The 18,568-nt window shown below is 69.2% G+C and carries 17 protein-coding genes; 11 read left to right on the top strand and 6 right to left on the bottom strand.

Annotated features, from left to right (window positions below):
* The first annotated feature begins 6 nt into the window (after positions 1-6).
* The 8 genes from ACFPQ9_RS14890 to ACFPQ9_RS14855 all read left to right on the top strand — a co-directional run bounded on the left by ACFPQ9_RS14890 (position 7) and on the right by ACFPQ9_RS14855 (position 6,697).
* On the top strand, positions 7-1,848 hold the full coding sequence (locus ACFPQ9_RS14890; RefSeq protein ID WP_380852732.1) for an alpha/beta hydrolase: 1,842 nt from the start codon (positions 7-9) through the stop codon (positions 1,846-1,848).
* The gene (locus ACFPQ9_RS14885; RefSeq protein WP_380852729.1) at positions 1,845-2,417 is read left to right on the top strand and encodes a hypothetical protein; all 573 of its coding nucleotides are present in this window, start codon (positions 1,845-1,847) and stop codon (positions 2,415-2,417) included. Before ACFPQ9_RS14890 ends, ACFPQ9_RS14885 begins: the two co-directional genes overlap by 4 nt.
* 228 nt (positions 2,418-2,645) lie before the next feature.
* Positions 2,646-3,020 (top strand): WXG100 family type VII secretion target, encoded by a 375-nt coding sequence (locus ACFPQ9_RS14880; RefSeq protein ID WP_380852726.1) that lies wholly within the window; start codon positions 2,646-2,648, stop codon positions 3,018-3,020.
* Positions 3,021-3,072: 52 nt separating this feature from the next.
* Complete coding sequence (locus ACFPQ9_RS14875; protein WP_380852723.1) at positions 3,073-3,369, top strand: WXG100 family type VII secretion target; 297 nt, start codon at positions 3,073-3,075, stop codon at positions 3,367-3,369.
* 192 nt (positions 3,370-3,561) lie between these two features.
* Positions 3,562-4,701 (top strand): hypothetical protein, encoded by a 1,140-nt coding sequence (locus ACFPQ9_RS14870; RefSeq protein WP_380852720.1) that lies wholly within the window; start codon positions 3,562-3,564, stop codon positions 4,699-4,701.
* Complete coding sequence (locus tag ACFPQ9_RS14865) at positions 4,698-5,876, top strand: hypothetical protein (RefSeq protein ID WP_380852717.1); 1,179 nt, start codon at positions 4,698-4,700, stop codon at positions 5,874-5,876. The genes ACFPQ9_RS14870 and ACFPQ9_RS14865 overlap by 4 nt, the downstream gene beginning before the upstream one ends.
* 81 nt (positions 5,877-5,957) lie before the next feature.
* Positions 5,958-6,188: a hypothetical protein gene (locus tag ACFPQ9_RS14860; RefSeq protein WP_380852714.1), complete on the top strand. Its 231-nt coding sequence runs from the start codon at positions 5,958-5,960 to the stop codon at positions 6,186-6,188.
* Between the two features lie 137 nt (positions 6,189-6,325).
* Positions 6,326-6,697 carry a hypothetical protein gene (locus tag ACFPQ9_RS14855; protein ID WP_380852712.1) on the top strand — a complete coding sequence of 124 codons (372 nt, stop codon included), beginning with the start codon at positions 6,326-6,328 and terminating at the stop codon, positions 6,695-6,697.
* Between the two features lie 340 nt (positions 6,698-7,037).
* Here ACFPQ9_RS14855 and ACFPQ9_RS14850 read toward each other — a convergent pair whose 3' ends face one another.
* The 4 genes from ACFPQ9_RS14850 to eccD form a co-directional block, all read right to left on the bottom strand.
* On the bottom strand, positions 7,038-7,349 hold the full coding sequence (locus ACFPQ9_RS14850; protein WP_380852709.1) for a hypothetical protein: 312 nt from the start codon (positions 7,347-7,349) through the stop codon (positions 7,038-7,040).
* 185 nt (positions 7,350-7,534) lie between these two features.
* Entirely contained in the window at positions 7,535-8,791 is a 1,257-nt protein-coding gene (gene mycP, locus ACFPQ9_RS14845) for a type VII secretion-associated serine protease mycosin (RefSeq protein WP_380852706.1), read from the bottom strand.
* Positions 8,792-8,807: 16 nt separating this feature from the next.
* The gene (gene eccB, locus ACFPQ9_RS14840) at positions 8,808-10,355 is read right to left on the bottom strand and encodes a type VII secretion protein EccB (protein ID WP_380852703.1); all 1,548 of its coding nucleotides are present in this window, start codon (positions 10,353-10,355) and stop codon (positions 8,808-8,810) included.
* A 41-nt stretch (positions 10,356-10,396) separates the two neighbouring features.
* Entirely contained in the window at positions 10,397-12,076 is a 1,680-nt protein-coding gene (gene eccD, locus ACFPQ9_RS14835) for a type VII secretion integral membrane protein EccD (protein WP_380852700.1), read from the bottom strand.
* A gap of 145 nt (positions 12,077-12,221) precedes the next feature.
* Between eccD and eccCa the strand changes: the two genes are divergently transcribed.
* The gene (gene eccCa / locus ACFPQ9_RS14830) at positions 12,222-16,196 is read left to right on the top strand and encodes a type VII secretion protein EccCa (RefSeq protein WP_380852697.1); all 3,975 of its coding nucleotides are present in this window, start codon (positions 12,222-12,224) and stop codon (positions 16,194-16,196) included.
* A 19-nt stretch (positions 16,197-16,215) separates the two neighbouring features.
* Here eccCa and ACFPQ9_RS14825 read toward each other — a convergent pair whose 3' ends face one another.
* The gene (locus tag ACFPQ9_RS14825) at positions 16,216-16,599 is read right to left on the bottom strand and encodes a DUF192 domain-containing protein (RefSeq protein WP_380852694.1); all 384 of its coding nucleotides are present in this window, start codon (positions 16,597-16,599) and stop codon (positions 16,216-16,218) included.
* Between the two features lie 59 nt (positions 16,600-16,658).
* Here ACFPQ9_RS14825 and ACFPQ9_RS14820 point away from each other — a divergent pair, with 59 nt between their 5' ends.
* Entirely contained in the window at positions 16,659-17,537 is an 879-nt protein-coding gene (locus ACFPQ9_RS14820) for an LLM class flavin-dependent oxidoreductase (RefSeq protein WP_380852691.1), read from the top strand.
* A 46-nt stretch (positions 17,538-17,583) separates the two neighbouring features.
* Complete coding sequence (locus ACFPQ9_RS14815; RefSeq protein WP_380852688.1) at positions 17,584-18,060, top strand: GNAT family N-acetyltransferase; 477 nt, start codon at positions 17,584-17,586, stop codon at positions 18,058-18,060.
* On the opposite strand, the gene ACFPQ9_RS14810 is transcribed toward ACFPQ9_RS14815, so the two are convergent.
* Positions 18,045-18,542, bottom strand: a complete 498-nt coding sequence (locus ACFPQ9_RS14810; protein ID WP_380852685.1) for a DinB family protein — start codon at positions 18,540-18,542, stop codon at positions 18,045-18,047. The two genes, ACFPQ9_RS14815 and ACFPQ9_RS14810, sit on opposite strands and share 16 nt — an antisense overlap.
* Positions 18,543-18,568 lie beyond the last annotated feature (26 nt).

Here is an 18,568-nt window from a genome sequence, read left to right as displayed (position 1 = left end):
GGAAGCATGGATCTCAAGACGCTCAAGGCCATCAGGCCGTCCGAGTACACGGACGCGGCGGACGGGTACCGCGCGGCGAGTGACATGGCCGATGCGGCCAAGGACCGTATCGACAACCAGATCACCAAGGTCATTGAGGGTGCCAATGAGGGCGAAGCGGCGAAGGCGGCGCTCAGGCAGCTGAAGAAGCTGTCGGAGAATTTCCACTACGCCCAGGTCGAGTGTGGGCTGGTCACCGGGGCTCTCAACGGCTTCTCATCCGAGATCGCCAGCCCGAGACGCCGCCTGCTTGAGGCGCTGGAGGATGCTGAGGCGCTGTCGTACACCGTTGGCGCGGACGGGAGCGTCGCATATCCCGCTGGTGGGAAGAACGAGCTGACCGATAACGAGATCCTCGGCGGAACGATCACGGGCAACAATGGCCGGTATACCCCCGGACTGGGCCCGGACACCTCGGGCCTGCACAGCGCCAACCCGCACCGCGCGAAGGCCCAGTACATCGCCGACCGGATCGCTCACGCCGTCCAGGAAGCAACGGAGATCGACGACCGGTACAGCAAGGCGCTGGCGAAGCTCAAGGCGGCACCGGGACTGACTGTCAGTACCAAGACCTGGGCGAATGTGGCCTCCGATCTCGATGCCGTCAGCTTGGCCGCGAGTGAATACCTCCGGGACAACATCCCGCTGGACAAGTCGCCTGCCGATCGCAAGGAGTGGTGGGACGGCCTCAGCGATGAGGAGCGCGATGAGTACAAGAGGGCATTTCCGGAGATCATCGGCAACTTGGACGGAATTCCGGCTGCGGTGCGAGACGAGGCAAATCGCGAGAACCTGCCCCTGCTCATAGCATCGCTGGAGGGGAAGGACGACGAGACCTCCCAGGCCAAGCTCGGCGGCCTCAGGCGTATCCAGGAAAGGCTTGACACGGTCAGTGTCCCGCCGATGTACCTCCTCGGTATCGGCAACGAGGGCAACGGACGGGCGATCATCTCGTTCGGCAATCCCGACAAGTCCAAGAACGTCTCGGCGTACGTTCCCGGCCTCGACACGAAACTCGATGAGGAATTCGCCAACGGCACCGTGAACCGCGCCTTCTACACCGCCAAGCTGGGTCGGGACATGGATCCCTCGACGGCCTCGATCGTCTGGCTTGGGTACGACGCGCCGCTGATGACGCCCGGCGAACTGGTCTCTGGCTCCAGTGTGGCGCTGACGAGCAACGCCGAGCACGGGGCGCCGGCCTACAACAGCTTCATGGGTGGCATCGCGGCCACCAATGAGAACGCCGACACGCATATCACTGCGATCGGCCATTCGTACGGATCGCTGACGGTGGGGACCGCCGCCAGACAGGCCGGCGGAATCCCGGGCGTCGACGACATCGTCCTGGTCGGCAGTCCTGGCGTTGGCGTGGACAAGGCCAGTGACCTTGGCATCGGCAAGGAGCACGTGTGGGTCGGGTCCGCCGAGAACGACGTCGTGACCAAACTGCCGTCCATGAAAGAGAATGGCGGCGCGCTCCTCGGCGGTGGCATCGGGCTCATCGCGGGCGGTCCACCAGGTGCGCTGATTGGCGCCGCCGCTGTCGGTAGCGTGAGCGACTCCGACAACAACGATCTCTGGTTCGGTAAGGACCCGGCGAGCTCGGAGTTCGGCGCGAACAGGTTCAAGACGCTGCCCGGTCCAACGCTCGTCTCCGCGCCGGACGTCTGGAACTCAGGCCTGACGATCGATGCGCATTCGAACTATTTCACCCCGGAGCCAGGGAAAGACCAGGTGTCCGCGAGGAACATTGCCGCCGTCGTCGCTGGCGAGCCTGGGTTCGTATCAAGGGAGAAGCCCCGATGAGAAGTGTGGCGCTGGCGGTCGCGGCGATGGCTCTGCTGCTCGCCGGATGCGGGTCCTCTAACCCCGGAACTTCCTCTACGGAGCAGGACGTAAAGATGAACATGCAAGAGGCGGCCGACCGTGCGGACACCCTCCTCGACGGAACGTTCGCAGCGATCAAGCCCGCCGTCCAGTGGACGCCCACCTACACCGTGCCGGCCGAGTGCTACGTGGACCGCGACCGGACGGTCATGACGATCATCTCGGAGCAACGGCGCGCGGCGTTTCTGGGGGTGGTGGAGCGCTATTGGAAGAGCAAGGGATACGAGCTGGTCGACGTCAGCGCGAACGGGCTGGCGGCCAACTTCAAGACCGAGGACGGGTTCCAGCTGCAGGTGCTCGTCGGTGCGCACGGTCAGGCGCACTTCAGTGTGACCACGCCCTGCGTGGAGGAATCCGACGTGTCCGCTCCAAGTAGTCCGCCCGCTGGCCCTGACTATTCGCAGCAGGAGGTGCCAGCTCCAAACGTTCATTCGGACTTCTGGTCGGCCAGCGAACCAATCCCTTCCTCCTCCCCAAGTCGGACGTGACTAAGGGAACAGGCAGGCTAACAAGGCCGTCCTCGAAAACTTGACATCGCGCGGACGAGGCCGAACTGTCCTGCCTCTTGCGGGGTATTTGCCGTGTGTCTCATTGCTTCGTCCGCACCCGCAGTGCGGCGGATCCGCCTCCGGCTGCGGCCACGCGCCGTTCACCACACGGCCTCTCCAAGCTGCCAGACCCACCACAAAACCGGTAGGCACGAGAAGGGAAAACAGATGGCAGGAACCCAGAAGGTCACAGATGACGTACTGCGGCAGTTCGAGCAGGAGCTCAACGAGCGCTTCGGTTCGGTGAAGCAGCAGTTGCAGCAGCTGCACGCCGTGATCGACAGCGTGGAGGGCAAGTGGCAGGGCCAGGGTGCCGTGTCCTTCGACCGCAAGCAGACCGAGATCAACGAGCGGATGGCCAACATCGGCAACCTGCTCGTGCGTTTCCAGAACGCGGTCAACGACAACCGGCGCATCGCCGGCAGCACCGACGAAGAGATCTACCAGGCGCTGGCGGGCATCGACGCGGGCGGCTCCGGTTCCGGCTCGGCGGCGGGCGGTGCGCCGGCCGTGGGCAGGACGTCGGCGTTCTCCGGCATGTGACGCAGGATCATCCTCCACAAACACCCTCACATGGAAGGCAGTTGAGGAATCCATGGCAGTAGACAACGGCACCATGCTCGTCACCTATGCGGAACTCGAACGAGCCGCAGGGGACATCACCGCCCAGGCCAAGAAGCTGGACACGGACCTGGAAGCCCTCCAGAAGCGGATGAAGGACCTCTCCGCCTACTTCGAAGGCGAGGCCAAGACCGCGGCCGACGGCCTCCACCGCGAGTGGGACATCAAGGCCCGCGAGATCCACCAAGCCCTGAACTCCATCGCGCGCGCAATCCGCGAGGCGAGCGCGGCGTACAGCGCGGCGGACCGGAAGGCCGCGGCGAACTACTGACGCGGCAGTTCTGGTTGAGGTCGGGTTGGGCACGCACGGGAGGTGCCCACCCCACCTCCGGAACAGACGCTGTTTGGTGTGCCCGCGGGTTCGTGTGTGGTCACGGCAGGGGCGCATGTGGGTGTGGTCACGGCAGGGGCGCATGTGGGGGCCGATTCACGACTCCCTCCTGCGCCGGAGGGGGATCACGGGGTGAGTGAGACAGGCGAGGCGCCCGCGGCGCCCGGTCGGCTGCGCCGAGCACTGCCACGCAGCAGGCGCGGCCGGTTGTTGCTGATATCCGGGCTGGTGCTCGCGCTTGCAGGCACCGGGCTCGGCACATGGGCGACGGACACCTGGCCTTGGCCGAAGGACCGCTACTGCTGGGGCGCATGGGAACAGGACAGCGGCCCGGACTTCCTCGGCGACGAGGCCTTCGGCGACGATGACGACGGGTCACGCACCAGCAAGGAGACGGCGCCCACCCGCGAGCGCTCGAACGGCAGCTGCGTGGTCACCATCGCCAGCGACTACAAGAGCGGTTACGACGGCGACAAGGTCTCCATCGACCAGCAGGTGTCCGTCAAGTACGGCCCGGTCCCCAAGGCCGCGGAGGCCCGGCTCGCCATGGTCCAGGACGAATTCCTGGGCGGCGACATGGTCCCGCTCCCGGACGGCCTGCCGGGCACGGTGAACGGGCGTGGCGGTCTGCTGGTGCTCCCCAAGTCCTGCGATACACCGGATGGCCGGCCGACCGTCGTTACCATGGACGCGTCCGGCACGTACGCCAGCGGCCCCTCGTACAGCCAGAACGACCCAGCCGATCTCGGCGGCGCCCAACAGACGGCGGTGCTGCTTGTCGCGGCGGCCAACCGTGGGATGGCGGCGGCCGGTTGCGCGCCGGACGAGCCGCTGAGGGTCAGCTCGCCGATCTACGACCTGCCGGGTGAGCCGGAGCGCATCTTCAGCGCCTCTGAAGACGTCTGTGGGATCCGCGGTCTGCGCCTCGGCCTGGAAGACATCGAGGACCAGACCGGCGCGGTCACCAGCGACCTGCAGACCTGCAGCGTCCGTGGCAACGGCGTGGCGTACCTGGACCTGGCGATGGTCGCGCAGCCCCGGCTGGCTGCGCTGTTCGACGGAATCACCGGCGAACGGCCCGTCGCCCGCGGCTGGCGCGGCAAGGGCGCCATCGGCGAGCAGCACGCGATCGTACGAGCCGACTGCGCCGGCCGACCCGCCACGTTCCTCATGGGCGCCTCCACCGACGCCGAATACCTTGCCGCCTTCGCCAACGCGGCCGCCGCCCGCCTGGGTTGCGCCCCCATCGCCCCCAAGGGAGCCGCCCGGTGAGCACCACCGCGGACGAGCCGAACCGATACGACCAGCCCCTGCCCGCCGACCGGGAACTGCTCAGCGAGCGGCGCAAGCGCAGACTCCGGTGGTGGCATTGGCGCAGAGTGCTGCGCGGCCGGGTCCGGCCGCTGGTGGCCGCGGGGCTCGCCGGGGTGCTGCTCGGCGTCGGCGGCACGGCCTGGCAGACGCAGGCCGGGCCGTTCGCGCCGGACGAGGTGTGCTGGGGCGCGCTGTCCCGCGATGACCTCGCCGCGACGTTCCGCGAGCCCGAGGACGTCAAGGCGGTCGAGGCTCCCGTGCTGCACGGCAGGCGCTCCATGGACGGCCCCACCGGCAGTTGCCAGTTGACGAACAGCGACGGCGACGAATGGGCGTTCACTGCCCGGGTGCACCGGCTGGACGGCTGGGCCGGCGACGACGGCAAGTGGGCTGATGAGTTCTTCTCCGCCCGTCTCACCCCGCTCGGCGGCGGCCTCCTGGGCATGGCCTCGGACAACCGCGCCTGGCTCGCCATCCCGGACGGCTGTCTGGGCCGCACCAGCGACTTCGACGGACCGATCGTCGTGGACATCGCCCAGGGCAACCGGATCACCGACTTGGAGCCGCGCACCGAGGAGCGGGACGCGATGGCCCGCATGGTCGTGAAACTCGTCAACAAGGTCAGCGCGGACCTGGACTGCACCGGCACGATCGCCGATCCGGTCGAACACCTGCCGGAGGCCGCCCGCTACACCCGTACGGAGAAGCCGGACGCGCTCTGCGGCATCAAGGGGCTGACGCTGGGCAAGACACGCAAGCCGAGCAAGTACCCCATGATCACCGACGGGCACGGCCCGGTACGCACCTGCGACCGGGACATCACCGGCTCGCGACCGAAACAGCGCCTGATGACCGTCGAGGACCCGCGGCTGGCCGCGATCTTCACGGGGATGACGCTGAACGAGGGCGACCGGGTGCGCTCCGCGGTCGGCTATGGCGGTCTCGGCCCCAACCTCGGTGCCTTCGGGGCCCGTTGCCAGGCGGGCGCAACGGTGTTCCTCGTACAGGCCAACGACGGCGACATGAGCGCGGACCTGCGCACCCTCTTCCCCCGCTACGTCGAGGCCGAGGCCGCCCGCCTCGGCTGCGGCCCACTGAAGCTGACACTGCCACGCCCGGGCGGGAGCCACTGACTCCGCCCGGCCGCCGCGCCGCAACGATGCGAAACGCCACGCCTTCGGCAGCTCGAATGCCGGGGTGTGGCGTCCTCGTGGGTGGCTGTCCGGGAGGTCACGTCCTACGAGGAGGCCAGGAAGGCCAAGGACTGGCACCTGTCCGTCCAGCGGGCCGACGGGGATGAGCGGATGTGCTTCTCGTACCCGGACCGGGAGTGCTTCACCGCTGGCGCCAATGTGCCCTGCGCCTGGGACCCCGAGTGGGAGACCGGCGACACCGGCCCGTACGGGGAGGGCCAGAGGCCCCCCGTCCTCGGTGTCGCGCAGTAGGGCTGAACCCGGTCCCAGGAATCCGTGGGTGACACGTCCAGTTGAGTACGGGTCCGCTTGAGGTGAGTATCCGCCCCCATGCCGTGGCGCTGTCTTCCCGACGAAGATCGTGCACACCTCACATGGAAGGACCGACGGTGAATCTGAGCACCAAGGCCTACACCGCCCTGTACAGCCCCTATCGGCCGACACACCGACCCAGCCGCGGCGAGACCGTCGTCGTCCTGCTGGCGGGCGGACTGTGGACCCTCACTCTCGCGTCACTTGCCTGGTTGACGTTTCTAGTGGGCATGGTGGCGGTCTGGGGCGCGGCGGCAGGGCAACCGATCGGAGACCTCCTGCGACCGTTCTTCCTAACAGTCGCCGCTGCTGCCGCCACGCTGATCGCCCTCGCCTTCGCACCCGGCATTCGCCGTCTCGCGCCGGCGACTCGTCTGCTCCTCTTGGGCGCCCTGGCATGCCCGGTGCCCACCTGCCTCGCGATCCTGACCTGGCCCCAGACCAGCTGACTGCGCCCCAGAGCGACTGACCTGTGTCACCCGACGTCGCATTGCAGCCGGGTCCGGTCGGTCGTTGAGTGGTTCGACGCCATGCTGCCACCGCGGGGGCACGCGTCCGCAGCGTCACAGTCGAGCGCTTGAGCACAGCACGAAACTGTTCGGCGATGCCCGACGGCGCACTCGCCTGTAGCTCCCTACCGGTGTGGGCGATCAAGGCGGTCCTCATCCGCAGAAGGTCTCAGTCTGACGCTCGACAGTTCCAGCAGACTCACCTACTCAGCGGGAGAGGTAACGCCGACTGGAGTTCGAGTACGTCGCGCTGAGCGCCGAGCAGGACCACGGGCGGGGTTCATGACGTACCCGTCCGGGAGTCCCCTGACTCGACCTCTGGCTTGTTTTGGCGGGCCAGGCGGAACAGGACCTGGGAGTACACGATGGTCATTGCCCCAACGATCGTCGGGATGACCGCGAGCGCGAGTATGCCCACCAGCGCGTGGCTGTCTTCGGCGTAACTGCCGAATCTGCCGTATTCCCGGTCGTCGTCCATCAGCCACCGATAGCCGAACCACCCCCACATCGCCAACGACAGCAGCATCCACCCGATCGACCACTTCTCGATCTGATGCGCGTCTCGGCGGAACTTGTCTATGTCGACTGTCATCTTCCTCCCCGTTCGCTGGTGATCAGTGGCCAGCTCACCAAGGCGCGTATGTGATCGGGGCCGAGCCCTCGCAATTTACGTCGGCGCCCGTTCACCTCTGGTGGTGCTGCGCTGTCATGAAGGCCGTCACTCCAGCCCTTTGATCTGCGACTTCAAGTCGCCGGAGGCTCACTGCGCTCGCCGGGTCAGAAGCTGATACCACCCCGCGAGCCGCCGACCCTCCTCCGGCCGTCCCGCACCGCCACCGCCCCACCCCCGATGACCACCACCAGCACCAAACTGCCCACCACCGCATACGTGCCGAGGCGCACCGCCCGCTCCTGCGGGGTTTCTCCGAGCGGGAGTTGGGCCACCTGAGGGGCCTTGGCCCGACCCGCGCCCGCATTGCCCGACACCGGCTGCTCGATCGGCTTGTCGTCCTCCGTCAGGGCGCGGACCGGGTCGACGACGCCCCAGCCGACCAGGCGGTCATGGCCGGGGATGGAGCGTTCCGCGGTCTGCTTGATCTGGGCGGTGATCTGCTTCTGCGTCCAGGTGGGGTGCTTGGCCTTGATCAAGGCCGCGACCCCCGCCACGTACGGCGCGGAGAAGCTCGTACCGTTGTCGGCGCAGTGCCCGCCGCCGGGGACGGTGGAGACCATGTCGACGCCGGGGGCCGCCACGCCCACGAACTCGCCGGACTGGGAGAAGTACGCCCGCTCGTTGTTGCGGTCCGCGGCCGCCACCGCCAGGACGCCGTCGTACGACGCCGGGTAGGTCTCCTTCACGTTCCCCCCTAGGCCGTCGTTGCCCGCCGAGGCCACGACGACGACGTCCTTGGCCAGGGCATTGTCCACCGCCCTTTTCAGCGTGGAGGTGGAGGCGATCGGGTTGACCGTGTCCTGGGAGATGTTGATGACGTCGGCCTTGGCTTCGTTGACGGCGTAATCGATGGCCTTGGCCAGGCTCGACGTGTCACCGTGGCTCTCCGCGTCGTTCTGCTGGATCGGGATGATCGTCGCCTTGGGGGCCAGGCCGACGAAGCCCGTCCCCTTCGCCTGTCTGGCCGCGATGATGCCCGCGACCTTCGTGCCATGGCCGACCACGTCGGTCGTGCCGTTCTCGCTGCCGCGCTCGATCTTGTTGCCGTTGTCGTCCTCGAGGTTCTTCGGCAGGAAATTACGGCCGCTCCTGGCATCCACCGCCGGGGTGAGCTGGCGGTTCTTGACGTCCACGCCCGTGTCGATGACCGCGACGCGCACACCCTCACCCATGGACTGCTTCCACAGCTCGTCCAGCAGCACCCGTTGGAGCGCCCAGGGGCGGCCCGCGTACATCTTGCCGCCGAACGTGCACTGGTCGGCTGCGCGGGCGGTTGGAGCCAGCGGTAGGCCGATGAAGATGAATACGAGGGTGACAGCGGCCGTTCCTGTCAGGAAGCGCAACCTGTGATGCCCACGCATCTCTCGCCTCGCCCCCTCACGACCCCTGCGGCTGCCGCGCCGCCCCCGTCGACAGCCGCGGCCCCGTCGGAAGGAACGCCGACCAAGCCGCCGGGATCGGAGCCGGCGTCACATCCTTGTAGCCGAGCCGGTTCTGCGCCTGCTGGGCCTCCCTCAGCGCCACCTCGCGCTGTTTCCGTCGCTCTGTGGCCGAGCCCGAGGAGCCGATGCCCGCGTCGTCCGTCTCGCTGTCGCCGTTGGACTGCATCGCATAGCGCAGGCCCGTGTCGGTGACCAGGAAGAAGAAGCCGGAACGGGTCGACGAGCCCGTGAACTGGCGGTAGAACTGGCCCGATCCGGGGGTGACGTACGCGCTGCTCGAACCGGTGGGAAGAGGCGCCGGGAAGTCCTTGCCCGCCCAGGTGCTCAGGGTCGTGGCGCCCTGCCGATCGTCGTCCACCTCCCGCAGGACATTGCACACCGTGTTACGGCTGCCCTCGTCCGTGCTCGCCGAGTTGACCGGCTCCGGCTCTCGCTGCGGCCAGGTCTTCTCCGCGCCGAAGGGCGCCCCGGGCGTGAAGCTTCCGGCGCTGACGGGCAGTGCCCGGCCCGCCTGTCCGAGGGTGGTCAAGTCCTTGCTGCTGAGCAGGAGCTTCGCCGTGAGGTCGGAGACCGGGGCGACGCGCCCCCGCAGGACGACGTACTTCTGCATCCTGGTCCCGGACGGCGCCTCCAGCACCATGCCCACCTTGTTCGCCGCGGCCGGCAACTGACCCCGGATCCCGGCGTCGGTGCCCGGCCGGTCCGGGATCTCCGGGAAGGCGATGCGGTCGCCCTCGTGCAAGGTCTCCAGCCAGCCGGCCGACACCCGCTGGGGCTCCTGGTCCGCGCCTACGACCGTGCGCAGCAGCAGTTCCTCGTTCGGTACCGGGTACGCCGTTCCCTCGGCGTCCACGACGTAGCGGGTGCGGTCCGGGCCCGGTCCCTCCACGTACATCAGCTCGCCGCCGCGCAGCCGTTCCGCGCCCTCGGTGCGGTCCAGGTCGCGCTGGGCGAGGATGAAGGCCGCCTTCTGGATGGCACGGCCGCCCTCACCGGGCCGCTCGCAGACCGCCCACCGCTTCTTCGAACCGGCTTCGTCGGCGTCGGGCAGACGGTCGGGGGCGTAGGGAATGCCGAGGGTCGGGCCGTGCGGGATCTTGCCGTTGTCGAGGACCGATTCATCCACGTTGATGATCTTGCCCTTGTCGGGCGTCAGCAGGAGTTTCGCCGAGGACATGTTCAGCACCGGGTGCAGCTGTGTCTTGCCGTCGGTCGTCAGGATCACGTACCGCGTGGTCGACTTGCTGGAGATGATGACGTTCTCCCCGGGCTTGTCCCAGCCCTGCGGGGCCGCCGGTTTGAACATGCCCCAGGCCCCGAAGCCAGCCAGGACGACGGTCGCGACGATCGCACCCGGCACGACCGCACGCAGCGGGCGTGGCCAGCCCTCCTCCGTGCCGTTCGGGCTGGGCTGCAGGAACTGCCCCACCAGGCGCCGTCGCGCGAAGGTGTAGGCGTTGAGCTCATCCCGCCGTGATGCCATCGTTCCGCTGCCTCTTTCCCCCGCTGATTGATCCGGTCTGGCTATGAAGAGAGCGAGCGCATCGCGTGGTACGCGCCGAACACCGCAAGACACAGCGGCAGCAGCGTCAGCAGTACGAAACTCTCCGCGATCTCCAGGAATCGGCCCCAGAACGGGGTGACCCCCTTGTTCGGCACGATCAGCGCGATCGCGGCCGACGCCCCGGCGACGACGGCCACCGCGACCGACAGCCAGACCAGCCTGATGTCGAGCGCCGAGCCGTCTCCCCGCAGCGCCTCCAGGACCATCCATCCGGGCGGGTTGAGGGACAGGCCGAGGCCCAGGAGGACCAGCGCGGCGAGACCCGCCGCGAGTGTGCAGGCCACCTGGACCGTGTGCCGGAACAGATGGGCGCGCATCAGCAGGGCCAGGCCCGTGGCGAGCGCGAGCAGTTGAGCCCATACGTCGTCGGAGAACCCGAGCACCGCGGCCCCGCCCGCCGCGACCAGCGCACACCCGCCGACCAGGCCGAGCAGCAGCTCATGGCCGCGCCGGGCCTGGGTGGCGATGCGGTCGGCGTCGATCGCGGCGGATGCCCCGCTGCCGTCGTCCTCGCTCTCGCCCTCGTCGTAACCGCTGCCGACGGCGGTGCGCGGCGGGTCGAAGCCGATGGGGAGGCGGGCGAAACGCGTGGCGAGGCCAGGCAGGAAGGCGAGGGTGCCCAGGGCGAGGGGGGAGCACAGCGCCGCGGTCTCGACCGGGCGCAACTCGGCGAGGATCGACACGAACGTCAGCAGCATGCCGACGGCCGAGGCGAACACGAAGGCGACGAAGGGGCCGTCGCCGATCGGCGTGAGAATCACCAGCACGACCGACGCCACCAGCACGGCGGCGCAGGCCAGCAGGAACTGCAGCTTGCCGATGCCCTCTCCGGCCGGCAGCGCCGCCAGTCCGCTGCCCGCGACTCCCAGGTTGGCGAGGGAGCCGATGCCGAAGGCCACGGACGAGCCGCGGTCGCCGTACACCCGGGCGCGTACGGCGGCGATCGCCAGGAGCACCAGGCCCGAGACCGCGGCCACGATGCCCGGGAGCCCGTGCATGTCATGGCGGATGTCGGAACTCCAGGCCACGAAGGCGAGCAGCAGCAGGAGTACACAGCCGCCGAAGAGCCCTGCGGTGCGCAGGAGTTCGTCGTTCCACAGTGCGCGGTCGCGGGTGACGGCGCTGGCCGTGGCATGCGAGACGTCGTCGAACACCGCGGGCGGGAGGGAGTCCGAGAAGGGGCGCAGGAGGAGGAAGTCGCCGTCGGCGACGCGCTGCGCGGCGAGTGAGCGTGCCTCGTCGAGCACCGTCCCGTCGCGGCGCACCAGGTGGTAGCCGACCGGGGCACCCGGGGCCGGACTCTGTCCGGACAGGCGCAGGATCTCCGGGTACAGGTGCGCGAGTGGAATGTCGTCGGGCAGCGCCACATCGATACGGCTGTCGGGTGCCGCGACGATGATCCGGCGGAAGCCGGTGCTGCGCGTGGTCGGCGCCCCCGGTCCCCAATGGTGCCCCGGTCCCGGATGGCCCCCTGGTCCCGGGTGACCGCCGGTGCTTCCTGCGTTCCCTGCCGTTCGAACTGTCGCAGGCACGTACTGCTCCCCCTCGCGGTGCTTCTCAACTCGCGGGCCGCGCCCCTGTCCTGTTGGCGCGTCCGCTCTCACTCCGGTTCCGAATGGCCTGAATGACCCTGAATCCATTGATTATTCGCGGGTGCGCACACGCGTGACCGTTACCCTACCGTCCGCAATGTCAGTGCCCGCCAGTAGGATCCGATCCGGATGAAGTCGGCGCCACGGGGGTGCGGACAGGGGCTCTTCAGTCCGCGAGGGGGACGGGTCAGCTTTGAGCCAGATCGTCGTCAAACGGCCACCGAGGGCCTTGCCTGCCGAGGTGCCCGCCGATCCAGTGCAGTTGCAATCCCCGCCCGAATTGCCCAGAGGGCAGCAGGAGGGCGCGCTGATGCAGCTGCTGCCCATGCTCGGGATGGGCGGCTCGGTCGTGTTCTTCTTCATGACGCCGAATCCGGTCATGCGCATCATGGGCATGGTGATGATCGCGTCGACGATCGCCATGGGCATCGCGATGCTGGTCCGCTACCGACGCGGCAACCAGGGCCAACTCGCCGATATGCGACGGGACTACCTGAAATATCTGGCCAAGACTCGTCGTGCCGTGCTTCGTACGGCGCGGCTGCAGCGGGACGCCCAGTTCTATCTGCATCCGGCGCCCGAGCAGTTGTGGGCGCTGGTCGCCGAGGGCAGCCGCGTGTGGGAGCGGCGGATCAGTGACGACGACTTCGGACAGGTGCGGATCGGTCTGGGCGGCCAGCAGCTCGCCACCCCGCTGGTCGCGCCCGAGACCGCTCCGGTGGACGAGCTGGAGCCGCTCACCGCCGGAGCCATGAAACAGTTCCTCACCGCGCACAGCACCATCGAGGGCCTGCCCATCGCGATCTCGCTGCGGTCCTTCTACCACCTCACCATCAGCGGGGACCACGAGAACCACGTCCGGGCGACGGCGCGCGCCCTGGTGGCCTCCCTGGCCGCGCTGCATTCTCCCGACGATCTGGTCGTCGCCGTCGCTGCCGGGCAGGCCGCAGCCCCGCACTGGGAGTGGGCCAAGTGGCTGCCCCACGTCCAGACCGACGGCAGCGACGGAGCGGGCAGCCGTCGTCTGATCACCACGAGTGCGCAGGAGTTGGAGCTGCTGCTGAAGGAGCAGCTCGAAGGACGCCCCCGGTTCCAGGCCGGCGGCCAGGCCCTGCTGGAGCAGCCGCACATCGTCGTCGTACTCGACGGGGAGGCGCTGTCGCCGTTGTCGGCGCTGGCGGCGGCCGAAGGGCTGCAGGGTGTCACGATCGTCGAGGTCGTGCCGGGCCGGCTCACCGGGGCACGCGGCGGACTCTCGGTCGTGGTGCATCCGCACTCGTTGCGCCTGGAGTCCGGCGACGGTCTGGCCTATGAAGGGTCGCCCGACCGCCTGAGTCCCGAGGCCGCCGAGGCGCTCGCCCTCCAGCTCGCCCCCCTGCACCTGACCTCCGGCGGCGACTCCGACGAACCACTGCTCGCGAATCTGGAGTTCACCGATCTCCTGGGCCTGGACGACGCGGACTCCGTGGACGTCAGCCGCACCTGGCGCCCACGCTCCCGCACCGATCGCCTGCGCGTCCCCATCGGCGTCGGTGAGGACGGCGCCCCGGTGATGCTGGACCTGAAAGAGGCCGCGCAGGACGGCATGGGCCCTCACGGCCTGTGCGTCGGTGCCACCGGATCCGGCAAGTCCGAGCTGCTGCGCACCCTGGTGCTCGGGCTCGCCGTGACCCACTCCTCGGAGACGCTGAACTTCGTCCTCGCGGACTTCAAGGGCGGTGCCACCTTCGCCGGCATGGCGGACCTGCCGCATGTCGCCGCGGTGATCACCAACCTCGCGGACGACCTGACCCTCGTGGACCGCATGGGCGACTCCATCCGCGGCGAGCTCAACCGCCGCCAGGAACTGCTCCGCAAGGCGGGCAATTTCGCCAACATCCACGACTACGAGAAGGCCCGCTCGGCAGGCGCCGCCCTCGAACCCATCCCCTCCTTCGTCCTGGTCATCGACGAGTTCAGCGAACTCCTCGCCGCCAAGCCCGATTTCATCGACATGTTCGTCCAGATCGGCCGTATCGGCCGCTCCCTGGGCGTCCACCTGCTGCTGGCCTCGCAGCGTCTGGAAGAAGGCCGCCTGCGCGGCCTGGAGACCTACCTGTCGTACCGCGTCGGCCTGCGGACCTTCTCCGAGTCCGAGTCCCGCGCCGCCCTCGGCGTCCCCGACGCCTACCACCTGCCGAACATCCCCGGCTCGGGCTATCTGAAGTACGGCACCGACGAAATGGTCCGCTTCAAGGCGGCCTACGTCTCCGGTGCGCACCGGCCCGTCAACGCCCGAGCCACGACAGGGGGCACGTTGCCGGTGGACCGCCGACCCGTGGCCTTCACCGCCGCCCCCGTGCCGGTCCAGTACGTTCAGCCCGACCCCCGCGCACAGGTGCCGGACCCACGCGCGGGCGACGCCGATCCGCAGGCCGACACCGTCCTCGACGTCATAGTGCGCCGGCTCACCGGGCAGGGCCCGGCTGCTCACCGCGTATGGCTGCCGCCCCTGGACAACCCGCCTTCGCTGGACGTCCTGCTCCCCGGACTCGCCGGCGTGGACGGCCGGGGCCTGACCAAGCCGGGCTACGAGGGCGCCGGCCGTCTCGTCGTCCCCCTCGGCGTCGTCGACAAGCCCTTCGAGCAACGGCGCGACACGCTCTACCGGGACTTCTCCGGCGCCGCGGGCCATATGCAGATCGTCGGCGGCCCGCAGTCCGGCAAATCAACACTCCTCCGCACGATCATCTCGGCCTTCGCGCTGACCCACACCCCGCACGAAGTCCAGTTCTACGGCCTCGACTTCGGCGGTGGCGGCATGTCATCCGTCTCCCCGCTGCCCCACGTGGGCGGGGTCGCCTCCCGCCTCGACCCGGAGCGGGTGCGGCGCACGGTCGCCGAGGTGTACGGCATCATGACGCGCCGCGAGGAGTACTTCCGCAGCGCCGGTATCGACTCCATCGCCACCTTCCGCAAGATGCGGGCCCGTGGTGACATCGCGGTGGCGGACCAGCCCTGGGGCGACGTCTTCCTGGCCATCGACGGCTGGGGCAATTTCCGCACCGAGTACGAGGGTCTGGAAGCGGCCGTCCTGGACATCGCCTCGCGCGGCCTCGGCTACGGCATCCACCTGGTCCTCACCGCCTCCCGCGCCATGGAGGTCCGTGCGAATCTGAAGGACCTGCTGATGAACCGCCTCGAACTGCGGCTCGGCGACCCCATGGACTCCGAACTGGACCGCAAGGCGGCCGGAAACGTCCCGGCAGGTGTCCCCGGCCGGGGCGTCACTCCCGAGACACTGCACTTCATGGCGGCGGTTCCGCGCATCGACGGTGTGCACTCCGACACCGACCTGTCCGAGGCGACCGCCGCCATGAGCCGGGACGTGACCCGCCACTGGACAGCGCCCGGTGCGCCCGCGGTCCGGCTCCTGCCGCTGGAACTGCCCCTCGCGCACCTGCCTGCGCCCGGCACCCAGCCGGACCGCGGCGTGGCCTTCGCCCTTGACGAGAACAACCTCGAATCCGTTCACGTCAACTTCGACCAGGACCCCTTCTTCCTCGTCTTCGGCGAGAGCGAGTCCGGCAAGTCGAACCTGCTGCGCCTCCTCATCAGGCAGATCACCGATCTGCACGACGGCGACTCCTGCAAACTCTTCGTCATCGACAACCGCCGCTCCCTCCTGGACGCTGCCCCGGCCACCCACCTCGCCGAATACGTGCCCATGTCCAATGTCATGGACCACCACGTCGAGGCCCTGGCCGACCTCATGCGGCGCCGCACACCTCCGCCGGACGTCACGACTGACCAGTTGCGGGCCCGCAACTGGTGGAGCGGCCCGACGATCTACGTGGTCGTCGACGACTACGACCTGGTGTCGACGTCCGGCGGCAACCCGCTCGCCCCGCTCACGGAACTCCTCCCATTCGCCCGCGACGTGGGCATCCGCTTCATCGCCGCCCGCAACACCGCGGGCGCCGGCCGCTCCTCCTACGAACCCTTCATGCAGCGCATCAAGGAGCTGGGCGCGCAGGGCGTCGTGCTCTCCGGCGACCCGAACGAGGGAGACATCCTCGGCAACGTACGCCCGCGTCCGATGCCGGCCGGGCGGGGTGTCTTCGTCTCACGGAAGCGGGGGAACGTGCTGGTGCAGACGGGACTCGTGAGTGACGAGGAGCAGCGCTGACGAGGTGACCTGCTCATGGTCACCCGCCCTCGATCGTCACCCGCACCCCTCTCCGCAGCCCCCACCCCGCCATCACCCCGGCCTCTGCCTCCAGTACATGCCGTGAGCGGAGGCGGGGCAGGCCCAAGCGGCCGGGTTTCATGGTGTGTAGGGCGATGACGTGCAGGCCGCGGTCGAGATGGGCGACGTCGATGGGCATGCGCATCCGGAACGTGTGCACCCCGCCGGCGGGCGTCAGCAGCATCGCCCCGTCGATGCCGTCCCGCCCGAGGAGCCCCCTCGTACGGGCCCGGTACGACGCGGCGATCTCCAGGGGCACCCGCACCTCACCCTCTTCCCCATCACCTTCCCCTTCCCGGTGAACGACCAGCACCCCCCGTCCATCACTCAGGCGTCGCGCCATCCTCAGCCACCTCCAGGATTTCTGTTGTCCGTCGCGTGCTGCCCGGGTAGGAAGGCCCCATGACCGGACTCGGCGCAGTATTCCGTCCCCAGCTGGCCCCCGAACGACTCCGATCCGTCGCCACGATCGCCGACGAGGCGGGACTCGAAGAGCTCTGGCTCTGGGAGGACTGCTTCCGGGAGGGAGGGATCTCCACCGCGGCGGCCGCCCTCGCCTGGACCGAGCGGATCAAGGTCGGCGTCGGACTGCTGCCCGTGCCGCTGCGGAACGTCGCGATCACCGCCATGGAGGCCGCCGGTCTGTACCGGATGTTCCCGGGGCGGCCGATCCTCGCCGTGGGGCACGGCGTGCAGGACTGGATGGCGCAGGTCGGGGCGCGGGTCGAGTCGCCGGTGACGCTGCTGCGGGAGCATCTCGACGCGCTGCGAGCCCTGTTGCGCGGTGAGCGGGTGACCGTCGAGGGCCGGTACGTCAGGCTCGACGACGTCGCTCTCGACTGGCCGCCCACCGAGCCGGTGCCGATCGTCGCCGGGGTCACCGGGCCGCGCTCGCTGCGGCTGGCCGGTGAGGCGGCCGACGGGACGCTGCTCACCGCTTCGACCTCACCGGAGGGTGTGCGCAAGGCGCGGCAACTCATCGACGAGGGACGCCGGACGGCCGGACGCGGCGATGCCGAGCGGCACGAGATCGTCGTGTATCTGCTCACCGCCACCGGGCCCGACGGGGCCGCCCGGCTGAAGGCCGAACTCGCCGCCGAAGGGCTCGGATCCGTGCCCGACCTCGGTGTCGCCGGGGACGCGGGTGCCGTCGCGAAGGCCGTGCAGCGGCTCGCGGACGCCGGCGCGGACACCGTCGTGCTCCAGCCGACGGGCGACGAGCCGGACCCCGAGGGGTTCGTGCGGTTCGTGGCGGAGGAGGTCCGGCCGCTGGTGCCGTAGGCTGCACCCGGAGGCGTTGTCAGTGGTGCCTGCCAGACTCCTGAAGATGAGCGACGACACCGCAGACGTACGCATCCGGGACGTGGTGGACTCCGACCTGGAGGCGTTCCTCGCCTACGAGCACGACCCGGAGGCCCTCCGGCGGTCGAGGTTCACGCCCCGGCCGCGGGACGCCTTCATGAAGCACTGGCGCACGAGCGTGCTCGGCGACGACACCTGCCTCGTGCGGACGGTCCTGGCCGACGGCGAGGTGGCCGGGAGCATCGTCTCCTGGTGGGAGGCCGAGCGCCGGTTCCTCGGGTACTGGCTGGGGCGGCCGTACTGGGGGAGAGGCATCGGCACCAGAGCCCTCGCTCTCTTCCTCGACACGGAGCGGGTCCGTCCCCTGTACGCCGACCCGTTCCATGCCAACACCGCTTCCGTGCGCCTCCTCGAACACCACGGCTTCCGGCGGGCCGGAATCGTCCGGCACGGCGACGACGAGCATGTGCTGCTCGTGCTCGGCGTTCAGCCTCGCGGCTGATCCCCCGTCGCCCCGTCGAGCAGCTCCCGCAGGATGTCCATGTGGCCCGCGTGCCGTGCCGTCTCCTCGATCATGTGGACCAGCACCCAGCGCAGGGACACCTCGCCGTCCCGCCATGCCGGCCGCCCCAGGTCCGTCAGCGCCCGCTCGGTGATCACCCGGTCGGCCGCGGCCCGCGCACGGCCGTAGAACTCGACGATCTGCCGCGTCGTCTCGCCCTGGTCGGCCCGCATGTCCTGGTCGCTGTACGGGTCGAACCACAGCGGCTCCACCTCGCCGCCGAAGCTCGACACGAACCAGCCGTACTCCACCGAGCCGAGGTGCTTGACCAGGCCCAGCAGGTTCGTGCCGGTCGGGGTCATCGGCCGGCGCAGTCCCTCGTCGTCGAGGCCCTCCAGCTTCCACAGCACCGCGTCCCGGTGCCGGTCCAGGCTCGCCCGGAGCGTTTCCTTCTCACCCGCTGTGTACGTCGAGTCCGTCATGGCGCCGAAAACTAGCAGCGGTCGCC

The sequence above is a fragment of the Streptomyces coerulescens genome, from assembly GCF_042657965.1.
Lineage (GTDB): Bacteria > Actinomycetota > Actinomycetes > Streptomycetales > Streptomycetaceae > Streptomyces > Streptomyces coerulescens.
This window is presented reverse-complemented; position numbering and strand designations above follow the sequence as displayed.